This window comes from Halochromatium sp., assembly GCF_046541315.1.
GTDB lineage: Bacteria > Pseudomonadota > Gammaproteobacteria > Chromatiales > Chromatiaceae > Lamprobacter.
Genome location: NZ_JBKHDN010000072.1, coordinates 1 through 12405 on the forward strand (window position 1 = coordinate 1; position 12405 = coordinate 12405).

At 65.2% G+C, this 12405-nt stretch carries 12 protein-coding genes; 9 read left to right on the forward strand and 3 right to left on the reverse strand.

Annotated elements, in window-relative coordinates:
• Together ACLFQI_RS06695 and ACLFQI_RS06700 are read right to left on the reverse strand one after the other, a co-directional pair.
• Positions 1–256, reverse strand: a 256-nt coding sequence (locus ACLFQI_RS06695; RefSeq protein WP_410758128.1) for a HypC/HybG/HupF family hydrogenase formation chaperone, incomplete at its 3' end; no start/stop codon positions are given.
• A gap of 65 nt (positions 257–321) precedes the next feature.
• Positions 322–1830: a nickel-dependent hydrogenase large subunit gene (locus tag ACLFQI_RS06700; RefSeq protein ID WP_410758129.1), complete on the reverse strand. Its 1509-nt coding sequence runs from the start codon at positions 1828–1830 to the stop codon at positions 322–324.
• Between the two features lie 177 nt (positions 1831–2007).
• Here ACLFQI_RS06700 and ACLFQI_RS06705 point away from each other — a divergent pair, with 177 nt between their 5' ends.
• The 8 genes from ACLFQI_RS06705 to ACLFQI_RS06740 all read left to right on the forward strand — a co-directional run bounded on the left by ACLFQI_RS06705 (position 2008) and on the right by ACLFQI_RS06740 (position 10855).
• On the forward strand, positions 2008–2604 hold the full coding sequence (locus ACLFQI_RS06705; RefSeq protein WP_410758130.1) for a class I SAM-dependent methyltransferase: 597 nt from the start codon (positions 2008–2010) through the stop codon (positions 2602–2604).
• 120 nt (positions 2605–2724) lie between these two features.
• On the forward strand, positions 2725–4671 hold the full coding sequence (gene acs / locus ACLFQI_RS06710; RefSeq protein WP_410758131.1) for an acetate--CoA ligase: 1947 nt from the start codon (positions 2725–2727) through the stop codon (positions 4669–4671).
• Between the two features lie 164 nt (positions 4672–4835).
• Positions 4836–5669 carry an NYN domain-containing protein gene (locus ACLFQI_RS06715; RefSeq protein ID WP_410758132.1) on the forward strand — a complete coding sequence of 278 codons (834 nt, stop codon included), beginning with the start codon at positions 4836–4838 and terminating at the stop codon, positions 5667–5669.
• Between the two features lie 32 nt (positions 5670–5701).
• On the forward strand, positions 5702–7414 hold the full coding sequence (gene pilB, locus ACLFQI_RS06720) for a type IV-A pilus assembly ATPase PilB (protein WP_410758140.1): 1713 nt from the start codon (positions 5702–5704) through the stop codon (positions 7412–7414).
• 23 nt (positions 7415–7437) lie between these two features.
• Positions 7438–8658 (forward strand): type II secretion system F family protein, encoded by a 1221-nt coding sequence (locus tag ACLFQI_RS06725; protein WP_410758134.1) that lies wholly within the window; start codon positions 7438–7440, stop codon positions 8656–8658.
• A gap of 15 nt (positions 8659–8673) precedes the next feature.
• Entirely contained in the window at positions 8674–9687 is a 1014-nt protein-coding gene (locus tag ACLFQI_RS06730; protein ID WP_410758135.1) for a prepilin peptidase, read from the forward strand.
• A complete protein-coding gene (gene coaE / locus ACLFQI_RS06735) occupies positions 9684–10313 on the forward strand; it encodes a dephospho-CoA kinase (RefSeq protein ID WP_410758136.1) in 630 nt (209 codons plus the stop codon). Before ACLFQI_RS06730 ends, coaE begins: the two co-directional genes overlap by 4 nt.
• Positions 10314–10510: 197 nt before the next feature.
• Entirely contained in the window at positions 10511–10855 is a 345-nt protein-coding gene (locus ACLFQI_RS06740) for a hypothetical protein (RefSeq protein WP_410758137.1), read from the forward strand.
• A gap of 82 nt (positions 10856–10937) precedes the next feature.
• Here the strand turns inward: ACLFQI_RS06740 and ACLFQI_RS06745 are convergent, their stop codons facing one another.
• Complete coding sequence (locus ACLFQI_RS06745; protein ID WP_410758138.1) at positions 10938–11672, reverse strand: VacJ family lipoprotein; 735 nt, start codon at positions 11670–11672, stop codon at positions 10938–10940.
• Between the two features lie 128 nt (positions 11673–11800).
• On the opposite strand from ACLFQI_RS06745, the gene rnt reads away from it, so the two are divergent.
• On the forward strand, positions 11801–12405 hold a 605-nt coding region (gene rnt, locus ACLFQI_RS06750), incomplete at its 3' end, for a ribonuclease T (RefSeq protein ID WP_410758139.1).

The window sequence follows — 12405 nt, forward strand, 5'->3', positions numbered from 1 at the left end:
CGGCGGCCTGGTCGTCTAGCTCGGCGGCCCGATCGGCCAACTCGCCGATCTCGCGCATCATCGCCAGGGTGCGTTCGGCCTCCTCGGCGCTGATCTTGTTCAGCGCATAGCCGACATGGACGAGGACGAAGTCGCCGATCTCGGCATCCTCGATCAGCGCCAGGGAGACGGGCCGGCGCACACCACCGAGGGACACGGTGGCGGCGTCGGCCGCCGGATCGAGCGCGAGGATCTGGGCGGGGATGGCAAGACACATAGGCGGTGATCCGAAGGGCTGAGCGACGCCGACGGCGTCCAGAAGACGATGATCGACTTTGACCGTCAGGATACAGAAAGTTGGTAGTCGACACAGGGATCGACTGCGGTGATGTAGAGCCGAGCCAGGCGTTCCAGCTCCGGCCCCTTGGCGCCGCCGCGCGCGATTGCAGCGAGTCCCTGAGCGACCACGCCGGCCGGATGAAAATTCCATTCGGTTGGAGCCAGGATCCGATACCGCTCGACACGGCCATCCGCGATGCTGACCCGGTGGACAAGCAGACCGCGGGCGGCTTCGGCCGCGCCGATGCCGACGCCAGCATCAACGCCGCCTCGGGTCTCGTCACGATCAACCGCGTTCTTGAGCCCCGGTAACCGCCCCCTTGCGCCGGTGCCGTCCACTACAGGCCGAAGCGACTCGCCAGCATCTTCGAGCGACGCCTGAACCGCGCCGCCCCGGTCTTCCATTCCGGCGTCCAGAGTGGTCTCGGACGCTTTCTGAAAGCCGGCGCGCGGTAGCCGATTTCCGGCTTCTGGAGCGGCCAATGCGGTATTTTCAGACAGCCCCTCAAGGCCGCGCGCGCGCTGCGCCAGATCGACCAGAAGCGCCACCAGCCGCGTGAGCAGGCCGTTACCGTGCTCGGCGAGCAGGGCCGCGATCAGCGGATGCGCCGCCACCCGCGCCAGGGGGCCGGTTTCGGCGCACTCTCGCTGCCAGCGCGGCGTGGCGATGAACGCATCGGCGTCGGCGTTCGCTAACGCCTCGGCGAGCGGTTGCCAAGGCGCTGCCGGCAGCCGCGCGACCGGATTCGCGCCGCAGTCGGCAACCCCCCCCGCCAGCAGGGCGCGCACCAAGCCAGCGGCCGGCGTCCGCGTTTGCGCAGCCCAGCGCCGCACGGCCGCCGGGCTATCCAGCGCCTGTAGCCAGGCGTCTGGCGCTGTCCCCAGTGCCTGCTCGGTGACCAGGTCCAGCAGCGCGCTCGGATCGAGACCGGCGGCGGCGCCCTGCTCGGCCTGTTGCGTATGCAATGAAAAAGGGTCACCCCCCGCTTGCTGAGTCCGACGCAAGGCCATGAACGCGCGCATCACCCGCGGCATCGCGGACGCTGCCGATGTCTTGGGCGCCATGGTCTTGGCCTCGATCGCAGACAGAGTAGACGCCGCCGGCGACGGGGCCTTGGCCTCAGTGGAGGCGCGAGCATGCGCGTTGGCATCGATGCGCGCGCCCGCATCGAGCTTGGGCATTGTCTCGGCCCAGGGCTCCAGCATCCGCGGCCAGTCGAGCAATAACCGCCACAGGTGCTCCTTGATCGTCTCGGCGGACACCAAGGCCTGGCGGCGGGCCAGGACGGCGGCGCTCGGCTGGCGATCCAGCGCCTGTTCGCAGGCGCTGACACAGGCCGCCGCCTGCGCGGTCCCGCAGAGGCTGAAGAGCGTCGGCAGCTGACGCACGACCGCCGCAGGCGGCTTGCCGGCGAAGACGCGCGCGGCGGTCAGCGGACGGCTTGAGCCGATCGCAACCGCGCCGCTGCTCGCCTCAAGGCGGATCTCGAGCTGGCCGGCGAGAGCGGACATCGAACCCCCAAGGTTGGCGTGAATCACAAGCGACCTAGCTTCCGGCGCCGCGCCATGAGCCCCAGGAACAAGCATCGGCACAACCCGGATCCCAGGCCTCATCCAGCAGTTTAACCAACGCGCGAGCGCCGATAGCCCTGTAGACTAAGCGCTTTTGATCGCTGGACCCTCTCCTGCATGCTTGCCCCTGACCAACTTGCGGCCCTGCGCGCGCCGATCTCGTTCGAGACCGAGCTGCGTGGACAACGGCTGCGCCTCGAATCGACCTGGGGATTGTTCTCTCCGCGCGAGATCGATGAAGGCACCCGCCTGCTGCTTCAACATGTCAGGCTCAAGCCCGAGGCCGATTGCCTCGACCTCGGCTGTGGCTATGGTCCGATCGGACTGACGCTGGCGGCGCTGGCACCGCAGGGGCGGACCCTGATGGTCGACAAGGACTTCGTCGCTGTCGATTTTGCCCAGCGCAACGCCGCGCGCAATCGCCTGGAGAACGCCAGCAGCCGGTTGAGCAATGGCTTCGAGCAGGTGCCGCCCGAGATGCGCTTCGATCTGATCGCGAGCAATGTGCCCGCCAAGGTCGGCAAGGAACTGCTCTCGATCCTGCTGCACGATGCCCATGCGCGCCTGCGCCCCGGTGGCCAGCTCTATCTGGTGACCATCAGCGGTCTGCGCGCCTTCATCAAGCGCAACCTGGAAGAGGTTTTCGGCAACTACGACAAGCTCAAGCAGGGCGCCCATTACACGGTCGCATTGGCGGAACGCATTGACCGCTGATCTGGCGGCCCCGTGAGCGAAAGGGTTAGACTTCGTCGGCTAAGCCTTTTGGGCCCAAACAGGCGGAATCGACGCTGCCCCCTATGATCGCAAGAATGAATACGAGGAGGACTCACTATCATGTCGGAATCGAAAATCTATCCCGTCCCCGCCGAGATCGCCGCCGAGGCGCTGATCGACGAAGAACGCTACCGCAGCCTGTATCAGCGCTCGGTCGATGATCCCGAGGGCTTCTGGGCCGAACAGGCCGAACAGCACATCAGCTGGTTCGAGAAGTGGAACACGGTGATGGACTACAGCTACGGACCGGAGGATGTCCACATCCGCTGGTTCGAGGGCGGCAAGTTGAACGTCTCCCACAACTGCCTGGACCGACACCTCGCCACGCGCGGCGACCAGGTGGCGATTCTCTGGGAGGGCGACAACCCGGAAGAAGACCGCAAGCTCACCTATCGCGAGCTGCATGCCGAGGTCTGTAAGCTCGCCAACGTGATGAAGTCACGCGGGGTGAGCAAGGGCGACCGCGTCTGCATCTACCTGCCGATGATCCCCGAGGCCGCCGTCGCCATGCTCGCCTGCACCCGCATCGGCGCCGTGCATTCGATCGTCTTCGGCGGCTTCTCGCCGGATTCGCTGCGCGACCGCATCCAGGATTCGGAGTGCCGGCTGCTGATCACCTCCGACGAGGGCGTGCGCGGCGGCCGCAACGTGGCGCTGAAGAAGAACGCCGACAAGGCGCTCGAGGAGTGCCCGAGCATCGACACCTGCATCGTCGTGCGCCGCACCGGCGGCGAGGTGGCCTGGAGCGAAGGCCGCGACCTCTGGTACGACGAGGCCCTCGCCGACGCCGCCGCCGAATGCGAGGCGGTGCCGATGGATGCCGAGGACCCGCTGTTCATCCTCTACACCTCGGGTTCGACCGGCAAGCCCAAGGGCGTGCTGCACACCACCGGCGGCTATCTGGTCTACGCGGCGATGACGCACAAGTACACCTTCGACTATCGCGAGGGCGAGGTCTACTGGTGCACCGCCGATGTCGGCTGGGTCACCGGGCACACCTATATCGTCTATGGCCCGCTCGCCAATGGCGCCATTTCGCTGATGTTCGAGGGCATCCCGAACTATCCGGACATGTCGCGCTTCTGGCAGGTGGTCGACAAGCACAATGTCGCCACCTTCTACACCGCGCCGACCGCGATCCGCGCCTTGATGCGTGCCGGCGAGGAGCCGGTCAAGAAGACCTCGCGCAAGAGCCTGCGCATCCTCGGCACCGTCGGCGAGCCGATCAACCCGGAGGCCTGGGAGTGGTATCACAACGTCGTCGGCGATGGACGCTGCCCGATCGTCGATACCTGGTGGCAGACCGAGACCGGTGGCCATCTGATCACACCGCTGCCCGGCGCCACCCCGACCAAGCCCGGTTCGGCGACCAAGCCCTTCTTCGGCGTGGTGCCGGCGCTGGTCGACGCCAGTACCGGCAACCTGCTCGAGGGCGAGGCGGAGGGCGCGCTGGTGATCACCCGGCCCTGGCCCGGTCAGATGCGCACCGTCTACGGCGACCATCAGCGCTTCATCGACACCTACTTCAAGCAATATCCGGGCTATTACTTCTCCGGCGATGGTGCCAAGCGCGATGCCGACGGCTATTATTGGATCACCGGCCGCATCGACGACGTGCTCAATGTCTCCGGTCACCGCCTCGGCACCGCCGAGATCGAGTCGGCGCTGGTCCTGCACGAGGGCGTCGCCGAAGCGGCCGTGGTGGGCTATCCGCACGACATCAAGGGTCAGGGCATCTATGCCTATGTGACCACCATGGCCGGTGTCGAACCGAGCGATGAACTCAAGAAGGAGTTGGTCAAGCTGGTGCGCACCGAGATCGGCCCGATCGCGACGGTCGATATCATCCAGTGGTCGCCCGGACTGCCGAAGACCCGCTCGGGCAAGATCATGCGCCGCATCCTGCGCAAGATCGCCGCCAACGAGATCGACACCCTCGGCGATACCTCGACCCTGGCCGATCCTAGCGTGGTCGAGGAACTGATCGATCATCGCGCCAACCAATAGGCCATCTTGGCTTCGGTCGTGGCGCCACGCGCCACGACCGGCCATGTTTCCCTGGCGGCAACCACCGCCGCCCATCCTGGCGATATTGCATCGCCACTGTCCAACCTGACGTCCCATCATGAACGGAATCCTGGTAGGCACCCAGTCTCAAGAGGTCGATCTCATTGCCTTTATGTCAGCGAGTAGGCGTCTATGTCGACGCCGAGAATGTCCGTTATAACGGCGGTTATCAGATGCGTTACGACGTGCTGCGACGGTTCGCGGCGCGGGAAAACGGCATCCTGCAACGCCTCAATACCTATATTTCCTACGATTCGGAACGCGCCCGCGAAGATCCCGAGTATGCGAAGAAGAGCCGCGGCTATCAGCAGATGGTGCGCGACTTCGGCTGGAAGATCACGGTCAAATATGTGCGCCGGTACACCGACGAAGCCGGCAATATCTCGATGAAGGCCAACGCCGATCTGGACATGGCGGTCGATGCCATGCTGCAGGCCGAAAAGCTCGATCAGGTGATCCTGGTCACCGGCGATGGCGATTTCCTCCAGGTCGTCGAGGCCCTGCAGAACCGCGGCTGTCGCGTCGAACTGATCGGCTTCAAGAACGTCTCGCGCGCGCTACAGCAAGAGGCCGATGCCTATTGGCCCGGCTTCCTGATCCCCGACCTGTTACCGGTCTCCTACGAGCCACGCAATGAATGGGGCAAGTCCGGCTCCTGTGTGCGCGGGGTCTGCACCAAGTGGTTCCCGGACAAGGGCTACGGGTTCCTGCGTTTCATTCAGGATATCTCGCCCGATCTCTGGATCACCGACCCGCGCGAGCCGGCCTCGCCCTATGTCAGCGTGTTTTGCCATGCCAACGAGGTCGCCGAGGATGTCACCGAAGACATGCTGATGAATCGCGAAACCATCCTGGAGTTCTATCTCAACGAGAGCGAACAGAAGGATAACGGCTTGGTTGCCAACAACGTCAGGCTCGCGTTCAATATCAGCCGTTGACAACGACCTGCGAGCACGAGCGCTGATTGCCGATGACCACCGCCGCGTCTCCGATCAATCCGGCGGGCCTGGCGCGCCGCCTGGTGCAGGATGGATTGCTCTCGGAGCAACGGGCGCGGGCGGCGCAGCGGGAAGCCGCAAACCGCCATCAGACCTTCGTGCAGTATCTGGTCGAGCACAAATGGCTCGATGGCTACCGCATCGCGGCGGCCGCCTCCGAGGCGTTCGGAGTGCCACTGCTGGATCTCGCCGCCGTCGATCTGTTGCGGGTGCCGATCGATCTGATCGATCAGCGGCTGGTGCAAAGACATCGCGCGCTGCCGCTGTTGCGGCGTGGCAATCGGCTGTTCGTCGCGGTGTCGGACCCGACCAACGATCAGGCCCTCGATGACATCCGCTTCAATACCGGCCTGAGTCTGAGCGCGGTGCTGGTCGAGGACGACAAGCTCGCCACCGCCATCCAGCAGGTCCTGCAAGCCCAGGACACCAGCCTCTCCGATCTCATCGACGCCGACCTCGGTCAGGCCGAGGGCGTCAAGGACGACAGCGGCGAGGCGATGGAGACGGCGTCGAACGTCGACGATGCGCCGGTGGTGCGTTACGTCAACAAGATCCTGCGCGACGCGATCAATGCCGCCGCCTCCGATATCCACTTCGAGCCCTACGAGCGCGCCTTCCGCATCCGTTTTCGCCAAGACGGGGTCTTGCACGAGATCGCCCATCCACCCTTGAGCATCGCCGCGCGCTTGATCGCCCGCCTCAAGGTGATGTCGCGCATGAATATCGCCGAACGGCGCGTGCCTCAGGATGGCCGGCTCAAGCTCAAGCTCGGCTATGCGCACGCGGTCGATTTTCGCGTCAACACCCTGCCGACGCTCTATGGCGAAAAGGTCGTGCTGCGTATCCTCGACTCGGCCGGCGGCAAGATCGGCATCAACCGGCTCGGCATGGAACCCGAGCAACAGGCCCTCTTCCAACAGGCGATCTCCCGCCCCTATGGGATGATCCTGGTCACCGGTCCCACCGGCTCGGGCAAGACGGTGACCCTCTACTCGGCGCTGAACCTGCTCAATCAGACCGCCGTGAACATCTCCACCGTCGAAGATCCGGTCGAGATCCAGGTGCCCGGCATCAACCAGGTCAGCATGAACGCCAAGACCGGGCTGACCTTCGCCGCCGCCCTGCGGGCGTTCCTGCGCCAGGACCCGGACATCATCATGGTCGGCGAGATTCGCGACCAGGAAACCGCCGAGATCGCGGTCAAGGCGGCGCAGACCGGTCATCTCGTGCTCTCGACGCTGCACACCAACGATGCGCCGCAATCGCTGACGCGACTCGCGCAAATGGGCGTGGCGCCCTTCAATATCGCCTCATCGGTGCTGTTGATCATGGCGCAACGCCTAGCGCGTCGACTCTGCCCGCATTGCCGCGCCGAGGAAACGCTGCCGCGCGAGGCCCTGCGCGAAGAGGGCTTCAGCGCGCAAGCGATCGATGCGGGCCTGACCCTCTACAAGGCCGTCGGCTGCGAGCACTGCACCGACGGCTACAAGGGCCGCATCGGTCTGTTCCAGGTGGTCAAGGTCTCGGACGCGATGGGGCGCACCATCATGGAAGGCGGCAATTCGCTCGACCTCGCGCGCCAGGCCGCGCAAGAAGGCTATCTCGACCTGCGCCAATCCGGCTTGCACAAGGTCCAGGCGGGCCTCACCAGCCTGCTCGAACTCAACCGCGTGACCCGGGATTGACCCCGAGGGTCGCCGCCGCCGGCATGAAGCAACGCGCGCACAAGACCGCGGTCTTTCTGTGGCAAGGGATCGATCGGCAGGGCGCGCGCGTCAAGGGCGAGCTAAGCGCTTCGAGCCCGGTGCTGGCGCGCGCCGAGCTGCGCCGGCAGGGCCTCAAACCGCTCAAGGTGCGCAAGAAACCGCAACCGCTGTTCGGCGGCGGCAAGAAGAGGATCACGGCCGCCGATATCAGCATCTTCAGTCGCCAGCTGGCGACCATGATGAGCGCTGGCGTGCCGCTGGTGCAAGCGTTCGAGATCGTCGCTCGCGGCCACCATAACCGCTCGATGCGGGAGCTGTTGCTGCGGATCAAGGGCGACATCGAGAGCGGCACCAGCATGGCGGCGGCACTGCGCCAACATCCGGCCTGTTTCGACGCCTTGGTCTGCAATCTGGTCGCGGCCGGCGAGCATGCCGGTGTCCTCGACATCCTGCTCGACAGGATCGCCACCTACAAGGAGAAGACCGAGTCGATCAAGGGCAAGCTGAAGAAGGCGATGTTCTATCCGGCGGCGGTGATCATCGTCGCCATCATCGTCACCGTGGTGATCATGCTGTTCGTGATCCCGCAGTTCAAAGCCCTGTTCTCGAGCTTCGGCGCCGACCTGCCCGCCTTCACGCGGTTGGTGATCGCGCTCTCCGATCTCATGCGCGCTTACTGGCTGCCGATGGCCCTCGGCGCCGCAGCGTCGGTCTATGCCCTCGTCGCCGCCTGGAAACGCTCGCAGGCCTTGCGCGATGCGCTCGATCGCATCGCGCTGCGCCTGCCGGTGCTCGGCCCGCTGCGGCACAAGGCGGCGGTCGCCCGCTTCGCGCGCACCCTGTCGACCCTCTTTGCCGCCGGTGTCCCCTTGGTCGAGGCCTTGGATTCGGTCTCGGGCGCGACCGGCAGCGTCGTCTATGCCAAGGCGGTGACGACGATGCGCGACGAGGTCGCCACCGGCCAGAGCCTGCAGGTCGCCATGCGCGAACGCGAGCTGTTCCCGCACATGCTGGTGCAGATGACGGCGATCGGCGAAGAATCCGGTGCCCTCGATGCCATGCTCGGCAAGGTCGCCGATGCCTACGAGGAACAGGTCGACAACGCCGTCGATGCCTTGAGCAGTCTGCTCGAACCCTTGATCATGGTGGTGATCGGCGGCCTCGTCGGCAGCCTGGTGGTGGCGATGTATCTGCCCATCTTCAAGCTGGCGGCCGTGATCTAGGGCCGGGACAGGCGTATGCCCAATGACTCCATCGCCACACTCATCGACACGCTCGTCGGTGTCCTCGAGCAGACGCCGATCCTGCTCTACCTGAGCACCGCGCTGGTCGGCCTGCTCGTTGGCAGTTTTCTCAATGTGCTGATCCTGCGTCTGCCGCGCATGATGGAACAGGCATGGCGCCAGGAGTGCCTGGAGTTCCTCGCCGCCGGGTCGGAGCCGCCCGCCGAGGCCGATGCGATCGACTCGCCGGAGGCATCCGCGCCATCCGAGGCATCCGCGCCATCCGCGCCATCCGCGCCCCATCGGACATCGTCACCCCCTCGAGCGGCATCCACGCGACCGCACCTGGGCTTGGCCTGGCCCGGCTCGCATTGCTGGTCCTGCGGCGCGGCGATCAAGCCCTGGGACAACATCCCGATCCTGAGCTGGCTGCTGTTGCGCGGTCGCTGCCGCGCCTGCAAGCGCCGGATCTCGCCGCGCTATCCGCTGATCGAGGCGCTCACCGCGGTCTTGTCGGTACTGGTGGTCTGGCAGCTCGGCGCGACGCACGCGGCACTAGCCGCGCTCATCCTGACCTGGGGATTGATCGCGCTGGCGATGATCGACCTCGACACCCAGCTGCTGCCCGACAGTCTGACGCTGCCGCTGCTCTGGCTGGGCCTGTTACTGAGCCTCGCGGGCACCTTCACCGATCCCGCCTCGGCCATCCTCGGCGCCGCCAGCGGATATCTGCTGCTCTGGCTGGTGTTCCACGCCTTTCGCCTCGCCACCGGCAAGGACGGCATGGGAGAGGGCGATTTCAAGCTGCTCGCGCTCTTCGGCGCCTGGCTCGGTTGGCAAGCCGTGCCGCAGGTGATTGTGCTGTCGTCGCTGCCCGGCGCCCTGGTCGGCCTCGCGCTCATCGCCAGCGGCCGCACGCGGGCCGGAGAGCCCATCCCCTACGGCCCCTTCCTGGCCATGGCCGGCTGGATCAGCCTGCTCTGGGGCGAGACCATGACGGAGGCCTATTTTCAGTGGGCGCACCCATGACCTATCGTGTCGCACTCACTGGCGGCATCGGCAGCGGCAAGAGCACCGTTGCCGAGCACTTCGCCGCGCTCGGCGTGGCGGTGAGCGATGCCGATGCCATCGCGCATCAATTGACCGCGGCGGACGGCGCGGCCTTGCCGGCGATCGCGGCGGTCTTCGGCGCCGAGATGATCGACCCCAACGGCGCCCTGGATCGAGCACGGTTGCGCGGCCGGGTCTTCAGCGACCCCGACGCGCGGCGCCAGCTAGAGGGCATCCTGCATCCGCTGATCCGCGCGCGCATGCTCGAAGAGACCGCGAGGGTATCCGCGCCCTATGCGCTGCTGGTGATTCCACTGCTGTTCGAGACCGGCCAACAGGCGCTGGTCGATCGAGTGTTGGTGGTCGATGTGCCCGAAGCGGTCCAGATTGCGCGTGTGCAGAGCCGCAGCGGCCTCGCGCGCGCCGAGATCGAGCGCATCGTCGCCAGCCAGATCAGCCGCGCCGAGCGCTTGGCCGCCGCCGACGATGTGCTCGACAATCGCGGCGAGGCAAGCGCGCTCGCTCCCCGTATCGCATGCCTGCACCGGCGGTATCTCGAGCATGCCCGGCATCAGGCTGACTCATCCCGGGCTGAACTGGGCTAGGCTGGGCTGTGCTTGGAATGAGCTTCACTCGGCTAGCGCGCCCATCATGCGCATGGACGCTCGACCTGATCACCGGACGACACCCGCCCACAAGCCCAGGTCCAACGCAGGCGCCAGCGGTTGGATTCGCCACGAACGGGTTGCGCACACTTGCAATCGCTGGTTATGCTCAGCCCCGTGGCCATCGATGGCCACGCGTGCAGCTCGATTCCGCAACATCCGCCAAGCGGGTGGAACCAGTCACTATGGAGGATTGCAGCGCAATGAAAAAGAACCACCAGTCAACCCGTTACTTCATTCTCTTGGCAATGAGCCTCAGCCTGGCTTTGTTTTCGCAATCGCTTTTCGCAGTCGAATGCAAGGGGATGGAGAAACTCGACTGCGAGCGTCAGGATGACTGTACCTGGGTTGGTAGCTATCAGCGCAAGGACGGCATCCAGGTCAGCGGTTATTGTCGCAGCAAGGGCGGTAAGAAATCCTCGAGTTCATCAAGCACTTCAAGTTCTTCAGGCCCCTCGACCACCACCAGCGGCTCGAATTAAATCGGGCCAACGTCGATTGCAGTACGCCGAGCCCGGTCGCCGTCAAGGCACAGCGGCGACCGGGCGAGTATCGCCTCGCTGCCTACCGATCGATGGCGTCCTCGTCCCAGAACAGATCGTAGTCTTCATCGGCGGGCGGATTGCCGTCGTGGACCAGACTCCGGCGACGCTGTAGATAGGCATCGCGCACGAAGACGTAGCGATCGAGCGCGGCCTCGTCCATCAGATCCCCGCTTTCGAGGAGCCCGGCACGGGTGTCGACCGCCCGCAGCGCCACGAGTCCCCAGTAGATCTCGTCTTCGTTCAGATTGAACAGCGGATCGACGAAGAGATCGCCGGCGAACCCGACGGTATCGCGCACCGAGCTTGGCCCCAGGATCGGCATGACGAAGTACGGGCCATCGCCGATGCCCCAATAGCCCAGCGTCTGACCGAAGTCCTCCTTATAGCTCGGGATGCCGATGTTGGTGGCGACATCGAAGAAGCCGCCGAGCCCCACCGTGGTGTTGACCGCCAGCCGGCCGACATCGGTTCCGGCCCGCGAGAGCTTGAACTGTAGCGCGTTGTTCACCGCCGAGTTGATGTCGGCGAGATTGTTGAAGAAATTGCTAATGCCCTGGTCGATCGGCTCTGGCACGATGGCCTGATAGCCTTTCGCCGCCGGCTTGAAGAAGGCATTGTCGAAGTCCGTGTTGAACTTGAACATCGCCCGGTTATAGGCCTGCCAAGGATCACGCGGATCGCGCTCCTCCTTGGGAATCGAACCGCATCCAGCCGCCAACGCGAGCGTCACAAGCAGCAGGGGAAGGATGCGCAACCGCGCTCTATGCATACACTGGACTCCCGCATCAGGATGCGCCGCCATTGGCCCGCCACCGATGGTAGCACAGAGCCCGGGCCAAGCTCGCGTTTGGCTTTTACGGATAAGGCTCTTATGCTGCCGGCATGCAACGCCTAGACCCACACTCAGCCCCCCAAGGCATCGCTGCACGCTTCCGCGGCTTCTTGCCGGTGGTGGTCGATGTCGAGACTGCGGGCTTCGATCCGCAGCGCCATGCCTTGCTCGAGATCGCCGCCGTAATCATCCGCATGGATGCCGACGGCCAGCTGGTGCCCGGCGCCACCCACGCCTGTCATGTGCTGCCGTTTCTCGGTTCGGAACTCGATCCGAGCGCGCTGGCCTTCAACAAGATCGACCCGGATCATCCGTTCCGGGACGCTATGGCCGAGCACCAGGCGCTGCCGAAGATCCTCGATCCGATCCGCAAGGCCGTGGCCTCGCAGGGCTGTAATCGTGCCATCCTGGTCGGACACAACGCGCACTTCGATCTCGGCTTCGTCAAGGCTGCGGTGGAGCGCAACGACTACAAGCGCAATCCCTTTCATGCCTTCAGTGTCTTCGATACGGTGTCGCTCGCCGGCTTGGCATACGGACAGACGGTTCTGGCCAAGGCGGCGCAACTGGCGGGGCTTGGCTGGGACAATGCCGCCGCCCATTCGGCCATCTATGACGCCGAACAGACGGCGCGGCTGTTTTGCACCATCGTCAA

What these genes read in the sequence shown, in the direction of transcription:
- ACLFQI_RS06700 (WP_410758129.1), bottom strand. Translation starts at nt 1,830, where the DNA reads ATGTCCGCTCTCGCCGGCCAGCTCGAGATCCGCCTTGAGGCGAGCAGC.
- ACLFQI_RS06705 (WP_410758130.1), top strand. Translation starts at nt 2,008, where the DNA reads ATGCTTGCCCCTGACCAACTTGCGGCCCTGCGCGCGCCGATCTCGTTC.
- acs (WP_410758131.1), top strand. Translation starts at nt 2,725, where the DNA reads ATGTCGGAATCGAAAATCTATCCCGTCCCCGCCGAGATCGCCGCCGAG.
- pilB (WP_410758140.1), top strand. Translation starts at nt 5,702, where the DNA reads ATGACCACCGCCGCGTCTCCGATCAATCCGGCGGGCCTGGCGCGCCGC.
- ACLFQI_RS06725 (WP_410758134.1), top strand. Translation starts at nt 7,438, where the DNA reads ATGAAGCAACGCGCGCACAAGACCGCGGTCTTTCTGTGGCAAGGGATC.
- ACLFQI_RS06730 (WP_410758135.1), top strand. Translation starts at nt 8,674, where the DNA reads ATGCCCAATGACTCCATCGCCACACTCATCGACACGCTCGTCGGTGTC.
- coaE (WP_410758136.1), top strand. Translation starts at nt 9,684, where the DNA reads ATGACCTATCGTGTCGCACTCACTGGCGGCATCGGCAGCGGCAAGAGC.